Here is a 19,399-nt window from a genome sequence, read left to right on the forward strand (position 1 = left end):
CCGTGGGTTGGCTGATCCTTGCATTGATGGGCGCAGCCACCTACCTGTACGGCCTGACCGTGCACGCCACGCTGTTGTGCCTGCTGGTCAAGCCCATGCCGGTCCTGGCCCTGCTCGGCTGGCTGCACGATGCGCCGCCCAGTGACTATCGGCGCTGGATCAGCCTCGGGCTGATTTTTTCGCTGGTGGGCGACGTGTTGCTGGCCTGGCCGGGGGATCTGTTCGTGTTCGGCCTCGGCGCGTTTCTGCTGGCGCACCTGGCCTACCTGAAAGCCTACCTCAGCGACTGCCGCCGCCCGGCACTGCTGCCATTGGCCCTGGCCTTGGGCATCGGCGCGGTGCTGTTGGGGATCCTGGTGTCGAACGGCCTCGGGCCGTTGCTGGTGCCGGTGATTGTCTACGGCCTGGCCATCAGCGCCATGCTTTGGCGAGCGTTGGCGCGACTGGGCACCGGCGTGCCGAAACGCTCGGCCTGGCTGGCCGCCGCCGGGGCGCTGGCGTTTGTGTCAGCCCTTCCATGCCGCGCCTTACCTGATCATCGTCAGTTACTGGCTGGGCCAGTGGGGGATTACGGCGTCGGCGTTTACCCAAAAGCCACACTGAACAAAGATAAATATGGGAACAAAGCTCTGTGGGAGCAAGGATCTGTGGGAGCAAGGCTTGCCCGCGATGAAGGCACCGCGGTCTATAGCAAGACCGCATTATCGTTCATCGCGGGCAAGCCTTGCTCCCACAGAGCCCTACTCCCACAAAACCTTACTCCTACAAAGCCTTGCTCCCACAAAGCTCGCTCCCACAGGTTTTTTGGTTAAAATGCCGGCCTTTTCACCACCCATGCCGCTGGAACCGCCGTGAGCAAAGATCCCGATCGCCTATTCGCCCAACCCCTGGCCCAAGTGCCGGACTTCGCCTTCAACGAGGACGTGGTGCGGGTGTTTCCGGACATGATCAAGCGTTCGGTGCCGGGTTACCCGACCATCGTCGAAAACCTCGGCGTGCTCGCCGCGCAATTCGCCCAGCCGGGCAGCGTGCTCTACGACCTGGGCTCGTCCCTGGGCGCCGTGACCCAGGCCCTGCGCCGCCACGTGCGCACGGACGGTTGCCGGGTAATCGCTGTGGATAACTCGGCGGCCATGGTCGAGCGCTGCCGCGAATACCTCAACGGCCAGGACTCGATGTTCCAGGAGCTGCTGCCGGTGGAAGTGATCGAAGGCGACATCCTCGCCCTGACGTTCCAGCCGGCCTCGGTGGTGGCACTGAACTTCACCCTGCAATTCATCGCGCCGGACCAGCGCACCGCATTGTTGAGCCGCATCCGCCAGTCCCTGCTGCCGGGCGGCGCCCTGATCCTGTCGGAAAAATTGCGGTTCAACGATGCCGAGGAACACGCCCTGCTCACCGACCTGCACGTGGCGTTCAAGCGCGCCAACGGCTACAGCGAGTTGGAAATTGCCCAGAAACGCAGCGCCATCGAAAACGTCATGAAGCCCGACAGCCTCGAAGAACACCGCGAGCGCCTGCTGGCAGCCGGGTTCTCGAAAGTCGTGCCGTGGTTCCAGTGTCTTAACTTCGCCTCGTTGATTGCCCTGCCATGATTGATCTGTCCCCCCTCGCCCGCCATCTGGCCGGCACGCCCCTGGCCGATTGGGCCGCGACGCTGCAGACGCAACTCGACAGCAAGATGGAAAAGGGCCATGGCGATCTGGAGCGTTGGCAAAGCGCGCTCGATGCGCTGCCGGCCTTGCAACCCACCACAGTCGACCTGCTGAATGGTCTGACGCTCGACACCGATTGTTCCGACGAAACCCGTGCGCAAATGCGTACCGCGTTGATGGGCCTGTCGCCATGGCGCAAAGGCCCTTTCGACCTGTTTGGCGTGCACGTGGACACCGAATGGCGCTCGGACTGGAAGTGGTCACGGGTGGCCCCGCACCTGGACCTGAAAGGCAAGCGCATCCTCGATGTGGGCTGCGGCAACGGCTACTACATGTGGCGGATGCTCGGCGCCGGGGCGGACACGGTGATCGGCGTCGACCCCAATTGGCTGTTCTTCTGCCAGTTCCAGGCGGTGCAGCGCTACCTGTCGCAGCCCAACGCCTGGCATCTGCCATTCCCCTTCGAAGCCCTGCCACCCGAGCTGGAAGGCTTCGACACGGTGTTTTCCATGGGCGTGTTCTACCATCGTCGCTCGCCAATCGAGCACCTGCTGGCCTTGAAGGATTGCCTGGTCAAAGGCGGCGAACTGGTGCTGGAAACCCTGGTGATCGAGGGCGACGAACACCAGGTGCTGGTGCCCGAGGACCGCTACGCGCAGATGCGTAACGTATGGTTCCTGCCGTCAGTCCCGGCCCTGGAGCGCTGGCTGCGCCGCGCCGGGTTCAGCGACGTGCGTTGTGTGGACGTGAGCCTGACCACCGTAGAGGAACAGCGCAGCACCGAGTGGATGAAGTATCAGTCGCTGAGCGACTTCCTCGACCCCGCCGACCACAGCAAAACCATCGAAGGGCTGCCGGCGCCGATGCGGGCGGTGATTGTGGCGCGGAAATAACCCAGACAGCCACAAATCCCCCCTGTGGGGGCAAGCCTTGCTCCCACAAAGGTTCACTCCTACAGAGGTTCGCTCCCACAGGAGATAAGTGTTTAGTCTGAGGATTTGGCTCTTCGGGCCTTGAAGAACTCACTCAGCATGGTGCTGCATTCCTCGGCCAACACCCCGCCCTCGTACATCACCCGATGGTTCAGGAAACCCTGGTTGAAGAACTGCCCCTGGCTCTGCACGATGCCGGCCTTGGGCTCCAGGGCGCCGTAGACGACCCGGGCGATACGCGAATGGACGATCAGGCCAGCGCACATGCTGCATGGCTCCAACGTTACATACAGCGTGCTGCCGGGCAGGCGATAGTTGCTCACCGCCTGGGCGGCGGCGCGGATGGCGACCATTTCGGCGTGGGCACTGGGGTCGTGGCCGCTGATCGGGCAGTTGAAACCGCGTCCGATGATCTCGCCGTCCTGCACCAGCACCGCGCCCACGGGCACTTCGCCCAGGGCGGCGCCTTGTGCGGCGAGGGCCAGGGCTTCGCGCATGAAGTCCTGGTCACGGCTGCGGTCGATGATCCGGGCAGGGCGAATCTGGCGCATCAAGCCACCTCGATGGCGGCCATCAGGCCGGTTTCCATGTGGTCGATCACATGGCAGTGGAACATCCACACACCTGGATTATCCGCCACCAGCGCCACCTGCGCCCGTTCGTTCTTGCCCAGCAGGTAAGTGTCGGTGAAATACGGCACGACCTTGTGCCGGTTCGACGCGATCACCTTGAAGCTCATGCCGTGCAAATGGATCGGGTGCTGGTACTGGGTCATGTTCTTCAATTCGAAAATGTAGCTCTGGCCTTTCTTCAGCGTGGCGATCGGCCGGTCGGCGCAGGTCTTATCGGTGATGTCCCAGGCCTTGCCGTTGATTTGCCAGAGGCTCGGTGGCTTGCCATTGTCGACATTGACCGACACCGAGCCAACCCATTCGAAATTGAAGTTGAGTTTTTCGGCATTGGCCAGGTCCGGCTCCGACACCGGGTTGGGCGGCAGCGCCGGCGGCCATTGGCTCGGCGCGTCACTGTTAGGCACCGAACGCAAGGTCCCCAGGCGCACCGGGCCATTGCGCAACGACAACTCTTCGCCGGCTGGCGGTGCCTTGATCGCCAGGCAAATGCGCATGCCCGGGCCAAGCCAGTATTCCTTGCCCAACGGGCGCGGTTCGATGGGGTTGCCGTCCAGTGCATAGATCTGCGCTTCAACGCCTGGGATGTTGATGCGATACGTCAGGGTGTTGTCCAGGTTGAGCAAGCGCACCCGGGTGATCTGCCCGGCCGGCAGGTCAATCACCGCTTGCGCCACGCCGTTGATGGTCGCCAGCCGGCCAGCCGTGCCGCCACGCGCCGCTTCACGGGGAATGCTGAACGCGACGAACTCGCCCTGCTCGTCCACATGCCAGCTCTTGAGGCTCAGGGTTTGTTCGTACTTGAAACCGGTGGGCTCACGCTCTTCGATGATCAACGGCCCCACCAGCCCACGCCCGAGCTCTTCGCTGCTGTTGACGTGGGGGTGATACCAATAGCTGCCAGCGTCCGGCACGCGGAATTTGTAATCGAAATACTCGCCCGGCAGCACCGGCAGTTGCGAGACATACGGCACGCCGTCCATCTCCAGCGGCAAACGGATCCCGTGCCAATGAATGGTGGTGGCGACCGGCAGGTGATTGATGAAACGTACCCGCAGCCACTCACCCTGGCGCACCCGCAACTCGGTGCCCGGCGCCGAAGAGCCAAACGCCCAGGCCTGGGTCTTGTGCCCGGCCACCAGCTCGACGTCCAGCGGTGCGGCGATCAATTCATAGTCGTGACCGGCCTCGGCATCGGCGCGCTTGCCCAGCCAGTACCGCGACGCACCTCCCGCCCCCACGCCAACGACAACAAGACCGGCCAGGCCACCGAGTATTTGGCGACGGGTAAAGGACATGAACGCAACCACCTATTGAATCCGCGGCGAACCGTTGGGCCCGCAAAAGGCGAATACGATACACCCGCGGATGAGAAACGGTAAGGAAAGCAAAATGAAAAAAACGTGTGGTGGTTTTTCCCAGCGTTTTCCCGATAGGAGAATGATTCGAACGATCAGCGTGCTTTTGCACCGCGTGGCGTAAAAAAAGCCGAGCGACTACTCGCTCACCCGCTCCAACCAGGCCTTGTGCGCAGCACTTGTATCGTCGGGCAAGTTGCGCAGGTAAGCGTGTAGCTCCGCCTGCATACCGAACACCTTCCATATCAACGGCGCCAAGCGCGATGCAGGGTTGCCCGCCTGCTCCAACTCGCGCAGCCACTGCAGGCTGCGCTCTTTGTATTCGGCGAGCACGTCCGACTGGTAATCGTGGGCCTTGCCCAACCCGGAGATGTACATCAGCTTGGCGACTTCCACCGTGGGCCAATGAAGAGCCATGTTGAGCGGCCAGTCGAGCATGGCACGCTCACCCCACATCGCGGATTTAGGCATGCGCCCGTTCGCCAGCAGCGTCAACATGAAGGCCTGGCCCAGCTCGGTCAGGTAGACCGGCAAGGCTTCGGCGGTGGGATGCAGGTAGAACGAATCCACGGGCGTCTCGCGCTTCAGGCCAATGCGCGCAAGCAAACGCTGCTCAAGGTCGAGTACCAGAGCACCGATGCCGGCCTTCGTCGCGCTGCCGCTTTCGGTAGTTTGCCTGGTGCGAGTCGCGCAGTCCCAGAGGCTCAGGGAAAGCTGCCATTGGGCTAGATCACCTTCACCCGAACAGCCGATCTCGCCGGTGATGAAGGACTTCATCGTCGGCGGCACGATATCGAAAAGCGCTTGGCCGTCGGCTTCACCCCCCGATAGCACCGGGCCGCCGCCTTCCACGATTTGGATATAACACGTGCCTACATGGTCGCTCCAGTAGTGCACAGCTTCGGCCAGGTAGAGAGGAATCGCGCGCGAGAAGCGCCCCAGTTCATCCTCCCGTTGCGATTCGGCGCGCTCTGCCCCGTCTGTGCTTTTGGACAGCGCGAAGAAACCGATTTGCGATGCCCCTTCCGGTTTCTGCGCGAAGAACCAATCGGCGTTGCGCAAACCGTAGTGCCAGATCGGCTGGTTCAATGCCAACGTCGCGAACTGCAGGCTTTCAGGATCCACCGGCACGCCTTGGGCGTCCTGCTTGTGCATTTGCTGGAAGGCTTGGGCAAACTGGTCAAGCTGGCTTTTGATCGGCGCAAAACCCAGGGCATACAGGCGGGCGAGCAGCGCCTCGCCTGCGGCCGCTTGGCCAAGTTCCTGATAGGCGCGCAGCAAGTTGATACCGGCCATGGGGTCGTGTTTGCGCTCATCATAGACGGGCTCGACCAGCTCGATGATCAGTGGAATCTGGCCGTTGTTACCCAAGTCGCCCGAGATCATCATCAGCGCGCTGCCGTCGAACGTACCCGCCGTCAGCACCTGCGTGTAAAACCCACGTGCCGATTCGACGTCCTTCTGTTCCAGGCAATGACGCGCCAACCACAAGGGCGCACGCCAACTGCCGGGCAACGCAGCCACGGTACGCAGCGCCTCGAGATAACCCGCCTCGCCCCCTCGTTCCCGCTGAAGGGCCGCCCACCACAACAGGCCATTCTCTTGATTCGGGTCGGCCTGGATCGCGTGCCAAAGCGTTTCATCGGCAAGCGCCTGCTCGCCGCGCTCGCTGAAGACCTTGGCCAGGTTGGTCAGCAAGGTGCCTGTCGCGCCCACTTTCGCCATCCCGGTGCGCAGCGCGTTTTCGGCGGCATCGAGCTGGCCGTTCTCCAGCAGCACAATGCCCTGGATGACATGGCTGCGCTCGGGGTTGCTGTCGATCTCGACCAGTTGTGCCGCGGCCGGAATCAAGTCAGCGACAAAACCATCATTCAAACCCGAGATAATCAGGCTGTAGAGTTCGTCGGCAGAATTCCATTTCTCTCGCAGGTTTGGCAGGAAGACGTTGTTACGCCACTCGTTGCGGGTGATCTGCATCTCACGACCGTAGCTGTCGTAGACCGTGATCAATTCACTCTCGTCCGGCTGGGGCGGCGGCGCATCAGCGTGCGCGGAAGAAACCGGTGTCGACGTGCTGGATTTCTTGCCGCTCAGAGCGGACAGGATGCGTTTGAACATAAGGGCAGTGACACCGTTTCTGAGTTTGTCGGCACGGTGTTCTTGGGATGGAAGTTTGCAGTCTTGTTGTGAGCGGCCGACAGCTTTGCGCATTCACGAGCAGAGAGCGACGGACAAACGTGGACAAGCCAAGAGCAACGATGGGGAAGTTGGCATTTAAGCACAATTTGAAACACGACTTTGCGCAGCGGCTGGGCACAGACACCTGGAAAACGCCTCTGCCCCTGTGGCGAGGGGATTTATCCCCGTTGGGCTGCACAGCAGCCCCCCGGAACCGTTATCGCCATGTGCCAGCTTCGGCTACTCCGTTATTCCCCAAGACTGCCACCCAACCAAAGCGTCCAACTCTTCGCAAGCCATACCAGGCAACCGTCGACCTTCTTTCGCAACGTTGACCTGCAGCGCCACTTGGGCCACATCCAACACATTCTTGGTAAGCGAATAGCTGCCCCTGGCCTGCAGCCAACCCAGAACATCTGCCAAATGCCAGATAGATGTACTGCCCTCATGCACCGGCGTCGGGAAGCTACCTGGATGGGCCAACATCAACTTGCGCATATTCTGCCGAGACACACCTACGATCTCGGCAACGTCGGTCAACCCGACCAAATCAGGCGCAACCTCGATCAATTTGGCCGACGGCACCGCGCGATGGACGTCGGCCAGAGCGCTAAGCACTGCCTTCACCGCATCAGGCGCCTCGCGAGTGAACTCAAGCGCCAGACGCCCCGGCTGCCCGATGCCTACCAAGGCATCGTCGCAGCCCGCTTCTCCCAGCCGCTCGACCAGTTCATCCATGGCACAGCCATCGTCAGCAAGCTGATATTTCAAGGTAAAAATATATTCCATTGTTCTATTCCTCAGCATCGTCATCAGCCTCGCGCCGATTGCGATGCGCAGTGCAATTGTCCACGACGCGTCGCAATGCTCGCGCATGGTTGCCAGGGTTCTTCGGCGTGCTCCATATCGAGGTGATGCAGAACTCGCCACAACGGCACTCCACCTCTTTGTACGGGCAATAAACCCGCCCCCAGGCGTGACTGCCGCCAACGTCTACACGCCACCCCTGCCCTTCGGCATGCCTGAGTGCTTCTTCAATTTCTTTCTTCGGATGCGTTGGACGAATCATCCGTGATCTCCAGTATTCGCATGACCAGTCAGGTTGTCAAATGACAACCACACTAATTTCGAATGGCTGCACTATCCGCAGGCCATACCGTTCGATGATAAGCGTGTCTCGGTGCCCGCTGAGACGGCAATCGTAGCGAAAGGTGACGGGGAAGCTGCATGAAGGGCTTCAGCGGTCGACGGGCTTTCCCGGGCGATATCGATCAATCACGCCAGCACCCACTCCACCGTCCTGCGCAAACGCCCGCGAGACGACATCAACGATTTCGGCCCACACCCCGACCTGTTGCAGCACGGGCATTTCCTTGGCAAGCACATTGCTCAACTCGCCGCGATTCTGCTCGATTGAGCGCAGCACCCGATCTGCCTGTTGATCGGGCATCTCGACCACCTCCTTCAACATCGCGCGCGCGCGCGCGTGGCTGCGCAGGTAACGAGACTCTTCGCGCATCTGCTCGGTCAACGTCCGGCCAATGATATTGGCCAGGAACACGGTATGAGGCCCGAGATCCGGATAACGCCATAGCGGGCGGGCCTGGTCAGCGCCCTGAAAAGAGAAGTTCGACACGACACCATCTGGATAGGTCGTCTGCCGGGGCTCGAAGACTACTCGCTCGCGTACGGCCTGCATCAGCGGCCTGGACACCTGGTCCAGCACTCGGTCGTAGCCGCGACGCTCGCCCGCATCATCTGTAATAACCGCTGAGATCGGCAGAATCACAGGATCCGGGATCACGCCGTCGCGTCGCAGTACGTCGTTGACCAAAAACCGGTGTACACGGCCGTTACCATCAGCGAGTGGGTGGATATAGACGAAACCAAAGGCTGCAACAGCGCTGCGCATCACCGACGACTGGCCTTGCGTCCTTTCGAGGAACACCCTAAGCCCTTCAAGCATCGCACCGATCTCATCGGCCGCAGGGGCAACGTAATGTACGACCTCCTGGTAGCGCACCGTTTCACCGACAAAAACCGGTGACTGGCGCACGCCGAAGTGGGTGATCGTCGTCCGATCACCGAGAATTTCCTGCTGCAACTCTGCCAGTGCGGCATTGCTCAACGGGATCGCCCCCTGCCCTGTACGACGTGCCATCACGTCCGCAAAGCGTTGCACCCGCCCTACCCGGTCGGCCTCGCCTTCGATGGCGAAGCTGGCCTTGCTCTCGCGTAACGTCATCCAGACCGCCGACCGCATCAGCAGATCCTCGCCGAACTCGTCCGTCAGTTCACCGAACAAGCGTGGGACGTCCAGTCCGACCGCACGCATTACCGCCTCGGTCTTGATCAAGCAGGGGCAGAATTCGCGCGTGCCGGGCAGGTTGTCATTTACCCGCCAGCGCTGCACCTTCACCACCTGGTCGCGGGATGCCGACACCAGCTTGGCTTCGTCAATGGCATCGACGTAATTGCCACCCAGGCGTTCGGGCACGACCAGAGTATTTCCCGTCAGCCATTCATAAAGAAACGCAGCACGACGCGCATACTGCCCAGTAGGCTCGGTCGCAACCCAGTCCTGGACGAAACCTGGCCCCGTTTTCTCGAACAGACGGGCAATGAACTCCAGATGGGGGACTTCATGCCGCAGATGGAACTGCAGATGCGCGGCAGGCTCCTTATCCGGTCGCATCGCCTCCGTGTAGGTTTCCAGACGGAAGCCGTCGTTGACTTGAGTTGCGCGTCGCCCGCCCACTTGACTCGTTACGGGTAGCCGCCCCAGAGGCTGTACGCCATAGGTTTGGGCCAACCAGGCGGCGCCTATCGGGTCTGCGGGCAAATCGGTCATAAAGGGCCTCCGCGGACAAGACGACTTTCAGGGGTTTAGAAATGATGGCGTGCGCCTGATTTTGTCAGCTAACGGTTAAGATGGGATAAAAACGATTAGATCACAAGAGCTGCGCACAAAAACGATTATCCCTGACAGCCAGCTTGTCTGAGGAAGAGGCCGAACATTCATGACGAGTAGATGCTTTCCCTGTCGCCGGACATTGGCCTGCTTCTATAAAACCTGGATGGTGATGATCAGCGCGCTTCTCATCGCCTGCCAATCGCCGCGCGAGGCACTGCAACAACTGGCTGAAGAGCGCGGCCGACAATTGGAGGTCCTACCGGGACACGCCTTCCCCCTCCTCATACTTGCGCCGCAAACTACAGAAAAGATAACTCGCCTGCGTGTCTATCTGGAAGGCGATGGCCATTCCTGGGCGACGGCCACTCAACCCAGCCTGGATCCGAGCCCGCACAATTTGTTAGTGCCACGGCTGGCGGTCGATGATCCGACACCGAATGCGTACCTGGCACGCCCCTGCCAGTTCGTCATGGCCGCAGCCTGTCAATCAGCACTCTGGACCCATCGACGATTCTCTCAGGAAGTGGTCACCCGCCTCAGCCAGGCGCTGGACCAATTAAAACAGCGATATGGCAATAGGGAGTTCGAACTGGTGGGGTACTCAGGTGGAGCCGCCCTCGCATTATTGTTAGCGGCGCAGCGCAATGATGTTACCCAGGTGCAAACCCTTGCTGGCAATCTCAGTCCCCGTCTGTGGGCGACGATGAAAGGACTGTCGCCACTCGACGGTTCACTGGATCCGCTGGACTATCGTAATCGACTCGCCTTATTGCCCCAGCGTCATCTCATCGCAGAAGCAGACCAGATTATTCCAGGCAGCTTAGCGGATAGGTACCAACAGGCGCTTGGCTCGCCCCTCTCCCAATGCGTCCATGTACCAGGAGTAAGCCATGATAGGGGGTGGGAAGCGACATGGAGCCGATGGGTTAAAACTCCGTTGGCACATGAGAATCCTTAGATTAGGTGCAGGCAGGTCCGTTTGAAAACATCCAAATCTCATCCACCTTAGTGCCCGACCACAACGACAATCTAAAGTTCAACTTATTGCTGAATAGTGCAGTAAAGCCTCAAAAAATAACTGTCGCATCGCATTTTTTAGCTATTTCTTCTTCATTTATTCTTTTTATGGTGAATTATCCTACAAGCATCGTGTAAATTTGCCCGCGCTTGAATCAGCACTTCACTGACAAGCTGGCAGGGATGCCTAAAACGGACGCTGACGCGTGGGTTATTCCCTGTCAGTTTCTGCACTGTAAGGATACTGCCTTGAACATTTCCCACCTGCGCCGCTCGTTGTTGGCGCTGTCCGTCGCGGCCACCACTGCCACGGTCCATGCCGCACCCGCACTCGACCTCAACCACGACCTGAGCACAGGGGCTTACAGCAGCTCCGGTGATGTTTTCAATAACGCCACCTTCACCGGGACGTCGCAAAACGCAGGTGTGGAGCTGACCGACGTGACCCTGGCGGGCAACCTGGTCAACCAGGGCAAAATCAACCTGACGGCTGCAAACCCCAGCGAGATCCCGGCCGGTATCTCCATGACCCTCAATTCCACCGTCGCTGGCGATCTGGTAAATGATGGTGACATTACGGTAAGCGGCAACGGCGCCATGGGGCTGGACCTGTATCTGGCGAACACCGCAGGTGAAGTGAACAACAACGGCAACATCACTGTAACTGGCGAAAATGCCAATGGCATGATGATCACCTCGACCCAGGCGCACATCAATAACTCGGGCACTATCACCGCTCGCGGCATCGACTCTGCGGGTATCGAGATCGAGAACGCCCGCTTTACCGGTCAGATGACAGGCGCTCCCTTCAAGAGTGATATCAACAACAGCGGGACTATCTCCGCCGACGGAGTCGGTATCCATTTTCTCAGCCTCGACACCTCCGGCGGTTTCGACACCCTCACCATCAGGCAGACAGGCGGCCTGATCGAAGGCGGCACCGCAGCAATTTTGGCGGACGACAATGCCTCCCCTTCGTATTTCTACTGGCAAGGTGGTCAGGTCAAGGGTGACCTGCTAGGCCTGAGTGGTGTGCTGGTGCAAGGGGACGCAATGTTCGATGGCTCGACCATCCGCGCCGGTTTCGTCGATATCGACGGTGGCAGCCTGACTCTGCTTCGCCCACAGACTACAATTGCGGGCGACCTCGACATGGACAGCGAAACTGCGCGCTTGCGCCTGCTGCTGGATAACAACACACAGCCCAACACGCCGATCCTGAAAGTCACCGGCAATACCTTCTTCGCTCCAGGCAGCCAGATCGAACTGCAGGCTCGCTCCGACGACTTCCGCACCTCGGCCCAGGGCACCCGCTACACCCTCATCAACTCTGGCACTTGGGAAGATCCGCAGAACCTGTCCGTGGTTTCCTCCTCGGCGCTGCTTGAGGTGAGAAGCTTCGGTATTGAAGGCCAGGACGTGAAAGCACTGGTTGCCACCCGCAGTGATGAGGTGATCACTCAAGACCTGCTGGATGCCCGTGGTTCGCGCAACGCGGTGAACGCCATCAATCCGTTCAAGAACACGCTCATGGGCCAGCTGGACGAAAACGACCCGGTATTCCAGCGCTTCGCCAACGCCGCCACCAGTGAAGACCTGGCCAAACTTGCCGAAACCCTGACCCCGGACGTCAGCCGTGGGGCGATCAACGCCGCCACCAACAGCCAGAACCTGGTCGCAGGCGCCATCAACCGCCGCGCCAGCAAAGCGCGTAGCGGTCTGTCTTCCGGTGACGTCCTGGCAGAACAAGGCGTATGGCTGCAAGCGCTGTCCAGCGATGCCAACCAGGACAGCCGCCACGGTATCGACGGCTACGACGCCAACACCAACGGCATCGCCGTGGGTGCCGACGGCAAGCTCAACGCCGATACTACCGTTGGCCTGGCTTACAGCTACCTGACCAGCGACGTCAAATCCGACCTGGGCAACAAAACCGACGTCAGCGGCCATGCACTGACCCTGTACGGCAACTGGACCCGTGACAACTTCTTTGTCGACACCTCGCTGATGTATGGCTGGAACGACAACGAGTCCAAACGCTACATCGCCGGTACCCGCGCCAAGGCCGACTACGACAGTGAGATCTTCGGCGTCAACGCGCTGGCAGGCTACACGTTCCAGCTCGACAAGCAGTGGCTACTGGAACCACAGATCGGTGCGCGCTATGCCAACGTATCGATGGATTCGTACCGTGAAAAAGGTAGCTCAGCCGCCCTCAACGTCGGCAACCAGCGCTATGAAATCGGCGAAATGGGCCTGGGCGCTCGTCTGGCGGCCGCTTTTGATGTAGGTGTGGGCAGCCTGGAACCGGAAGCCAAGCTGATGGCCTGGCACGATTTCATCGGCGACAAGGCCGGCACCACCTCCACCTTCGTGCTCGGCGGTACCCCGTTCACCACTACAGGCGCAACACCGGCACGCGACAGCTACGAGTTGGGACTGGGCGCGAACTACCGCGTGGGCGCGTGGAGCGTGGGAGGGACGTACAACTACCTGACCAGCAGTGGTTTCAACGCAGACACCTTCACTGCGAACGTGCGTTACGACTTCTGATCAACGTCTGCGCCTTAAACAACAAAACCCGCCAATGCGGGTTTTGTTGTTTAAGGCTGAGGGTAAAGCTCGTAAGCGCCTGGCGTCGCTGAATCAAAACCGTCCCAGGCCGCAACTGCCTCTGCGCAGAAAAGCGCTATCGATACCCTGTCGGCATTGCTCTACCGAACAGGGAACAGAGCGTGCGGACAAACCTTACTCCCACTCAATCGTCGCCGGCGGCTTGCTCGACACGTCGTACGTCACGCGAGAAATACCTTCGATTTCATTGATGATGCGCCCGGAAACGGTTTCCAGCAGCTCGTACGGCAGGTGTGCCCAGCGCGCGGTCATGAAGTCGATGGTTTCCACGGCACGCAGGGCCACGACCCAGGCGTAACGGCGGCCATCGCCGACCACGCCCACCGATTTCACCGGTTGGAACACCACGAACGCCTGGCTGACCTTGTGGTACCAGTCGGCCTTGCGCAGTTCTTCGATGAAGATGTGGTCGGCGCGACGCAGCAGGTCGGCGTATTCCTTCTTCACTTCACCAAGGATCCGCACGCCCAGGCCCGGGCCCGGGAATGGGTGGCGGTAGACCATGTCGTACGGCAGGCCCAGCTCAAGACCCAGGCGACGCACTTCGTCCTTGAACAGTTCGCGCAGCGGCTCGACCAGCTTGAGGTTCATCTCTTCCGGCAGGCCACCGACGTTGTGGTGGGACTTGATCACGTGGGCCTTGCCGCTCTTGGCGCCGGCCGACTCGATCACGTCGGGGTAGATGGTGCCCTGGGCCAGGTACTTGATGTTGTCCAGCTTGTTGGACTGGGCATCGAACACGTCGATGAAAGTGCGGCCGATGATCTTGCGCTTTTTCTCCGGGTCGGACTCGCCGGCCAGGTTGTTCAGGAACTGCTCTTCGGCGTTGGCGCGGATCACTTTGACGCCCATGTTCTCGGCGAACATGGCCATCACTTGCTCGCCTTCGTGCAGGCGCAGCAGGCCGTTGTCGACGAAGACGCAGGTCAGCTGATCGCCAATGGCCTTGTGCAGCAATGCGGCAACCACCGAGGAGTCAACGCCGCCAGACAGGCCGAGCAGCACGTTGTCAGTACCGACTTGAGCACGGACTTGGGCAATGGCGTCTTCAGCGATTTTCGACGGGGTCCACAGGGCTTCGCACTCGCAGATGTCGAGGATGAAGCGCGACAGGATGCGACCGCCCTGCTTGGTGTGGGTCACTTCAGGGTGGAACTGCACGCCGTAGTAACGGCGATCATCGTTGAACATGCCGGCAATCGGGCAGCTCGGGGTGCTGGCCAGGATGTGGAAGTCTTCCGGCATCCTGGTGACCTTGTCACCGTGGCTCATCCACACGTCCAGGCCGAACAGGCCGTCGGCGTCGACGTGGTCCTCGATGCCGTCCAACAGGCGGCTCTTGCCGACTACGTCAACGCGGGCATAACCGAACTCACGCAGGTCCGAACCTTCGACCTTGCCGCCCAGCTGTTCAGCCATGGTCTGCATGCCGTAGCAGATACCGAAGACGGGCACGCCCAGGTCGAACACGGCTTGCGGGCAGCGCGGGCTGTCGGCTTCGTGCACGGACTCGGGGCCGCCGGCGAGGATGACGCCTTTAGGCGCGAATTCGCGAATCGCTTCGTCATCCATGTCGAACGGATGCAATTCGCAGTACACGCCGATTTCACGCACGCGGCGGGCGATCAGCTGGGTGTACTGGGAACCGAAGTCGAGGATCAGGATGCGGTGAGCGTGAATGTCGAGGGCCATGACTCATTCTCATGTAGTGAATCAGAAACAACTCGGGGCTGAATGAACAGCCCCGGTGATTAACGTTTTGCTGAAGGCCTTAACCTACGCGGTAGTTCGGCGCTTCCTTGGTGATCTGCACGTCGTGGACATGGGACTCGGCCATGCCAGCGCCGGTGATACGCACGAATTCAGGCTTGGTACGCATCTCTTCGATGTCGGCGCTGCCGGTGTAGCCCATGGAAGAACGCAGGCCGCCCATCAGTTGATGGATGATGGCGCTCAGGGTGCCTTTGTACGGCACGCGACCTTCGATGCCTTCCGGCACCAGCTTCTCGGCACCCGCGGAGGAGTCCTGGAAGTAACGGTCGGACGAGCCCTGGGCCTGGGACATGGCGCCCAGCGAACCCATGCCGCGATAGGCCTTGTAGCTACGGCCCTGGAACAGCTCGATCTCGCCCGGTGCTTCTTCGGTACCGGCAAACATCGAACCCATCATCACGCAGGAGGCACCGGCTACGATGGCCTTGGACAGGTCACCGGAGAAGCGGATACCGCCGTCGGCGATCAACGGCACGCCGGTGCCTTCAAGGGCGGCGGCGACGTTGGCGATGGCGCTGATCTGCGGCACGCCGACACCGGCAACGATACGGGTGGTGCAGATCGAGCCAGGGCCGATACCGACCTTGACCGCGTCGGCGCCGGCTTCGGCCAGGGCCTTGGCGGCAGCGCCGGTGGCGATGTTGCCGCCGATCACCTGCACTTCAGGGAAGTTCTGCTTGACCCAGCGAACGCGGTCGATCACGCCTTTGGAGTGGCCGTGGGCGGTGTCGACCACCACCACGTCAACACCGGCACTGACCAGGGCGGCGACACGGTCACCGGTGTCCTTGCCGGTGCCGACCGCAGCGCCGACGCGCAGACGACCTTGGTCGTCCTTGCTGGCCAGCGGGTAGGCCTTGGCTTTTTCGATGTCGTTGACGGTCATCATGCCCTTGAGGGCGAATTTGTCGTCGACGATCAGCACGCGCTCGATGCGGTGCTTGTGCAGCAACTCGCGGACTTCGTCCTTGTTGGTGCCTTCCTTGACCGTGACCAGGCGCTCTTTAGGCGTCATCACTTGGCGGACGGTGGCATCCAGGCGGTTCTCGAAACGCACGTCGCGGGAGGTGACGATGCCGACCAGGTCGCCATCGTGCAGCACCGGAACGCCGGAGATGTTGTGCATGCGGGTCAGTTCGAACAGATCCCGGACCGTGGCGTCAGCCTCGATGGTAATCGGATCCTTGACCACGCCAGCCTCGAACCGCTTGACCTTGCGCACTTCGGCGGCCTGCTGTTCGATGGTCATGTTCTTGTGGATGATACCGATACCGCCTTCCTGGGCCATGGCAATGGCCAGACGGGCTTCGGTCACGGTGTCCATGGCGGCGGAAACCAGGGGGATATTCAGTTCGATGCCACGGGTGAGACGGGTTTTGAGACTGACTTCGTTAGGCAGTACTTCGGAATAACCGGGCACTAGGAGAATGTCGTCGAAGGTCAGAGCTTCTTGGCTGATACGCAGCATCGCGGGGGCTCCCGAGCGGGAAAATGGAAGCGCGCCATTATACTCATGGACCCCGTCTGGCTCAATGTAAAACTCTGTCTATTATTGCCGGGCTGATTGACGGGCTAAAACCAACAATTCTTGTTGTACACCAAACCCTGTGGCGAGGGGATTTATCCCCGCTGGGGCGCGAAGCGGCCCTAAACCCAGACCATGCGGTACATCTGGCAGATTGAGTCGACTGCTTGGGGACTGCTGCGCAGCCCAGCGGGGATAAATCCCCTCGCCACAAAAGCATCCTGTGGTGTACCTATCTACAACTCCACCTTCACCCAACTCACCGGCTGGTCGAGCCAATCGGCGAATTCATCGAGAAAGTCCTGCTTGAACCCCGCCTCCAGCCAATTGTTGAAGATGAACCCCAGGTTGGAAAAGCCGCAGGGCTGCAGGAACAGGAAGCCGTTGATGTCATCTTCATGGCCGCATTCGGGGCAGGTGAAGTTGTCGGTGCGCGCCGGCATCCAGTCTTCCAGGCTTTCGAACAGCGCTTCGCCGACTTCCTTGCGGCACTCGGCGCAACCGGCTTCTTCGAGAAAGCCCTTGGCCGGCGTATAGATGCAGCGCTTGGTGATGATCTCCAGGCCATTGATCGCCTCACCGAACGGCAAGGCTTCGGGGTGCATGACCACGTCGCGGGCACCGGAGGCGATGGCGTGGGCCATGCGATTGCCGGTGCGCCCGCAGGTGGTCAGTTGTTCTTCGACGATATTCTTGCGCACCAGCCAGCGCACGATCGCCCGGGCCCGAGGCTCGTGGACCGGCAGGGTGGAAATTTTCGGAACGATGATGCTTTGCGAGTTCATGGCGAGGCCTGGCTGTTTCCCTGGCAGGGTCTGATCAAAGGCCGGCAGCTTAATCCCTGGCGGGGCCAGGTCAAGCACTCAGGTAGCGCCCGATCAACGCAAGACCGCTGGCAAGCACCAGCCAGGTGACCAGCCGCACGAATGCCTCTCGCGACATTTTCATGGTCAAGCGACGCCCTACCCACAACCCCAGCGCCATGGCCGGCAACAAACACAGCGCCAGTACCAACAAGGGTAGCTCGGCATACACCCCGGCCACGATAAACAGGCTCAGGCGCACCACGGTGCTGCAACTGATCAGGGCACTTTGCGTGGCTCGGGCCGCGTCCTTGGGCAAGCGACTGTTCAGATAGATGGCATATAAAAAGCCGCCACTGCCAAACAACGCGCCGAACATCCCGCCCACCGTGCCCATCGGAACCGCCCACAGAGACGACAACTGCGTCGGCCGGGTTTTTATCAACAGGCTGTAGATCGCATAGCAGCTGATGAACAGCCCCATCAACAGCAACAACAGGTCGGACTTGAGGTTGAGCAGGAAAATCACCCCGAGGGTGCAACCCAGTGCCATGCACGGCAGCAACCGCAGCAGCTCCGGCCGGGACACATCTCGGCGCGAGGGCAGCAAGTTGCCGAAGGCCGCGACGAAATCGAGCAAGACCAGCAGCGGGACGATTTTCGACAGCGGCATGAACAGCAGCAGGATGGGCGCGGCCACCAGCGCCGTGCCGAACCCGGCAATGCCGAACACGATGTAGGCCAGGGCAATGGCCGAGCCGATCACCAGCCATTCCATGGGGGCGAAGGCCCATTGGCCCAGCCATGGGAGAAGATTCATCCGGCACTTCCTTGATGAGGAGAGCGGGGACTTTAGCCAGAGGTCGGGGGCATATCCAGCATTTGTGGTGACAGACCTAGCGCCTTCGCGAGCAAGCCCGCTCCCACAGGGGATATCGGCGATTTCAAGATTGATGCTGTACCTGTGGGAGCGGGCTTGCTCGCGAAGGCGGCGACTCAGTCTGACAGGCAGTGCACAGGAGGAATTATCTGTACACATGGAGATTCCCCTGCGAATCCCCTTATCATGCCGCCCATGATTAAAGATCCCTTTGCCCGACTGGGCCTGGACCGTGAGGTCCTGACTGTCAGCCAGCTCAACGGCCGTGCGCGGGTGTTGCTTGAAGACGTGTTCAGCAACATCTGGGTCGAGGGCGAAATCTCCAACCTCGCCCGCCCGGCCTCTGGCCATGTGTACTTCACCCTCAAGGACAGTGGCGCCCAGGTGCGTTGCGCGCTGTTCCGGCAGAATGCCGCGCGGGTGCGCCAGGCCTTGAAGGACGGGCTGGCGGTGAAAGTGCGCGGCAAAGTCTCGCTGTTCGAAGGCCGTGGCGACTATCAATTGATCCTCGACACCGTCGAGCCGGCCGGCGATGGCGCCCTGCGCCTGGCCTTCGATGCCTTGAAGGAAAAACTCAGCGCCGAAGGCCTGTTCAGTGCCGAGCGCAAGGTGCCGCTGCCGGCCCATCCGCAACGCATCGGCATCATCAGCTCGCCCACCGGCGCGGTGATCCGCGACATCATCAGCGTGTTCCGCCGCCGCGCGCCGCAGATTGCCCTGACGCTGATCCCCACCGCCGTGCAAGGCCGCGAAGCCACCGCGCAAATCGTCCGCGCCCTGAAACTGGCCGATGCCCGTGGTTTCGACGCGTTGATCCTGGCCCGGGGCGGTGGTTCGCTGGAAGACTTGTGGTGCTTCAACGAAGAAGCCGTGGCCCGGGCAGTGGATGCCTGCGTCACGCCGATCGTCAGCGCCGTGGGCCATGAAACCGACGTGTCCATCAGCGATTTCGTCGCCGACGTCCGCGCCCCGACCCCGTCCGCCGCCGCCGAACTGCTGGCGCCGGATGCCGGCGACCTGGTGCGTCGGGTCGAAAGCCTGCATCGCCGATTGGTGATGCGCATGCGTGACCGGCTGATGCGCGATCAACTGCGCCTCGAG

The 19,399-nt window shown here is 60.9% G+C and carries 15 protein-coding genes and 1 pseudogene; 6 read left to right on the plus strand and 10 right to left on the minus strand.

The annotated features are described in order from the left end of the window. The first annotated feature begins 2 nt into the window (after positions 1–2). From CFII68_RS0126145 to cmoB, 3 genes and pseudogenes are all read left to right on the plus strand, one after another. Positions 3–603, plus strand: a pseudogene (locus CFII68_RS0126145) (lysoplasmalogenase). A 248-nt stretch (positions 604–851) separates the two neighbouring features. Next, complete coding sequence (gene cmoA, locus CFII68_RS06885; RefSeq protein ID WP_018611163.1) at positions 852–1,595, plus strand: carboxy-S-adenosyl-L-methionine synthase CmoA; 744 nt, start codon at positions 852–854, stop codon at positions 1,593–1,595. Then, on the plus strand, positions 1,592–2,548 hold the full coding sequence (gene cmoB / locus CFII68_RS06880; RefSeq protein WP_018611165.1) for a tRNA 5-methoxyuridine(34)/uridine 5-oxyacetic acid(34) synthase CmoB: 957 nt from the start codon (positions 1,592–1,594) through the stop codon (positions 2,546–2,548). Before cmoA ends, cmoB begins: the two co-directional genes overlap by 4 nt. Positions 2,549–2,640: 92 nt before the next feature. On the opposite strand, the gene tadA is transcribed toward cmoB, so the two are convergent. The 6 genes from tadA to CFII68_RS06855 all read right to left on the minus strand — a co-directional run bounded on the left by tadA (position 2,641) and on the right by CFII68_RS06855 (position 9,603). After that, positions 2,641–3,138: a tRNA adenosine(34) deaminase TadA gene (gene tadA / locus CFII68_RS06875; RefSeq protein ID WP_018611167.1), complete on the minus strand. Its 498-nt coding sequence runs from the start codon at positions 3,136–3,138 to the stop codon at positions 2,641–2,643. After that, entirely contained in the window at positions 3,138–4,514 is a 1,377-nt protein-coding gene (locus tag CFII68_RS06870) for a multicopper oxidase family protein (RefSeq protein ID WP_018611169.1), read from the minus strand. Before CFII68_RS06870 ends, tadA begins: the two co-directional genes overlap by 1 nt. A 198-nt stretch (positions 4,515–4,712) precedes the next feature. After that, on the minus strand, positions 4,713–6,692 hold the full coding sequence (locus tag CFII68_RS06865) for a lipopolysaccharide assembly protein LapB (protein WP_018611171.1): 1,980 nt from the start codon (positions 6,690–6,692) through the stop codon (positions 4,713–4,715). 300 nt (positions 6,693–6,992) lie between these two features. Next, complete coding sequence (locus tag CFII68_RS06860; RefSeq protein ID WP_033062807.1) at positions 6,993–7,541, minus strand: AlpA family transcriptional regulator; 549 nt, start codon at positions 7,539–7,541, stop codon at positions 6,993–6,995. A gap of 4 nt (positions 7,542–7,545) precedes the next feature. Then, entirely contained in the window at positions 7,546–7,821 is a 276-nt protein-coding gene (locus tag CFII68_RS27070) for a hypothetical protein (protein ID WP_074849556.1), read from the minus strand. A gap of 168 nt (positions 7,822–7,989) precedes the next feature. Continuing rightward, the gene (locus tag CFII68_RS06855) at positions 7,990–9,603 is read right to left on the minus strand and encodes a Fic family protein (RefSeq protein WP_033062803.1); all 1,614 of its coding nucleotides are present in this window, start codon (positions 9,601–9,603) and stop codon (positions 7,990–7,992) included. Between the two features lie 232 nt (positions 9,604–9,835). On the opposite strand from CFII68_RS06855, the gene CFII68_RS06850 reads away from it, so the two are divergent. Next, positions 9,836–10,624, plus strand: a complete 789-nt coding sequence (locus tag CFII68_RS06850) for a hypothetical protein (protein WP_018611177.1) — start codon at positions 9,836–9,838, stop codon at positions 10,622–10,624. A gap of 308 nt (positions 10,625–10,932) precedes the next feature. Then, positions 10,933–13,236 carry an autotransporter domain-containing protein gene (locus CFII68_RS06845; RefSeq protein ID WP_018611178.1) on the plus strand — a complete coding sequence of 768 codons (2,304 nt, stop codon included), beginning with the start codon at positions 10,933–10,935 and terminating at the stop codon, positions 13,234–13,236. A gap of 195 nt (positions 13,237–13,431) precedes the next feature. Here CFII68_RS06845 and guaA read toward each other — a convergent pair whose 3' ends face one another. From guaA to CFII68_RS06825, 4 genes are all read right to left on the minus strand, one after another. Then, on the minus strand, positions 13,432–15,009 hold the full coding sequence (guaA, locus tag CFII68_RS06840) for a glutamine-hydrolyzing GMP synthase (RefSeq protein WP_003198041.1): 1,578 nt from the start codon (positions 15,007–15,009) through the stop codon (positions 13,432–13,434). Positions 15,010–15,088: 79 nt separating this feature from the next. Beyond that, on the minus strand, positions 15,089–16,558 hold the full coding sequence (gene guaB, locus CFII68_RS06835) for an IMP dehydrogenase (protein ID WP_018611181.1): 1,470 nt from the start codon (positions 16,556–16,558) through the stop codon (positions 15,089–15,091). Between the two features lie 293 nt (positions 16,559–16,851). Next, positions 16,852–17,400, minus strand: coding sequence for a hypothetical protein (locus CFII68_RS06830; protein WP_018611183.1), 549 nt, complete (start codon positions 17,398–17,400; stop codon positions 16,852–16,854). A 70-nt stretch (positions 17,401–17,470) separates the two neighbouring features. Next, positions 17,471–18,238, minus strand: coding sequence for a sulfite exporter TauE/SafE family protein (locus CFII68_RS06825; RefSeq protein WP_018611187.1), 768 nt, complete (start codon positions 18,236–18,238; stop codon positions 17,471–17,473). A 255-nt stretch (positions 18,239–18,493) separates the two neighbouring features. Here CFII68_RS06825 and xseA point away from each other — a divergent pair. Next, positions 18,494–19,399, plus strand: a 906-nt coding sequence (xseA, locus tag CFII68_RS06820) for an exodeoxyribonuclease VII large subunit (protein ID WP_018611189.1), incomplete at its 3' end; no start/stop codon positions are given.

The organism is Pseudomonas sp. CFII68, assembly GCF_000416195.1.
Lineage (GTDB): Bacteria > Pseudomonadota > Gammaproteobacteria > Pseudomonadales > Pseudomonadaceae > Aquipseudomonas > Aquipseudomonas kilonensis.

Coding starts and splice junctions, on each gene's coding strand:
- cmoB (WP_018611165.1), top strand. CDS start 1,592: ATGATTGATCTGTCCCCCCTCGCCCGCCATCTGGCCGGCACGCCCCTG.
- tadA (WP_018611167.1), bottom strand. CDS start 3,138: ATGCGCCAGATTCGCCCTGCCCGGATCATCGACCGCAGCCGTGACCAG.
- CFII68_RS06870 (WP_018611169.1), bottom strand. CDS start 4,514: ATGTCCTTTACCCGTCGCCAAATACTCGGTGGCCTGGCCGGTCTTGTT.
- CFII68_RS06865 (WP_018611171.1), bottom strand. CDS start 6,692: ATGTTCAAACGCATCCTGTCCGCTCTGAGCGGCAAGAAATCCAGCACG.
- CFII68_RS06860 (WP_033062807.1), bottom strand. CDS start 7,541: ATGGAATATATTTTTACCTTGAAATATCAGCTTGCTGACGATGGCTGT.
- CFII68_RS27070 (WP_074849556.1), bottom strand. CDS start 7,821: ATGATTCGTCCAACGCATCCGAAGAAAGAAATTGAAGAAGCACTCAGG.
- CFII68_RS06855 (WP_033062803.1), bottom strand. CDS start 9,603: ATGACCGATTTGCCCGCAGACCCGATAGGCGCCGCCTGGTTGGCCCAA.
- CFII68_RS06850 (WP_018611177.1), top strand. CDS start 9,836: ATGATCAGCGCGCTTCTCATCGCCTGCCAATCGCCGCGCGAGGCACTG.
- guaA (WP_003198041.1), bottom strand. CDS start 15,009: ATGGCCCTCGACATTCACGCTCACCGCATCCTGATCCTCGACTTCGGT.
- guaB (WP_018611181.1), bottom strand. CDS start 16,558: ATGCTGCGTATCAGCCAAGAAGCTCTGACCTTCGACGACATTCTCCTA.
- CFII68_RS06830 (WP_018611183.1), bottom strand. CDS start 17,400: ATGAACTCGCAAAGCATCATCGTTCCGAAAATTTCCACCCTGCCGGTC.
- CFII68_RS06825 (WP_018611187.1), bottom strand. CDS start 18,238: ATGAATCTTCTCCCATGGCTGGGCCAATGGGCCTTCGCCCCCATGGAA.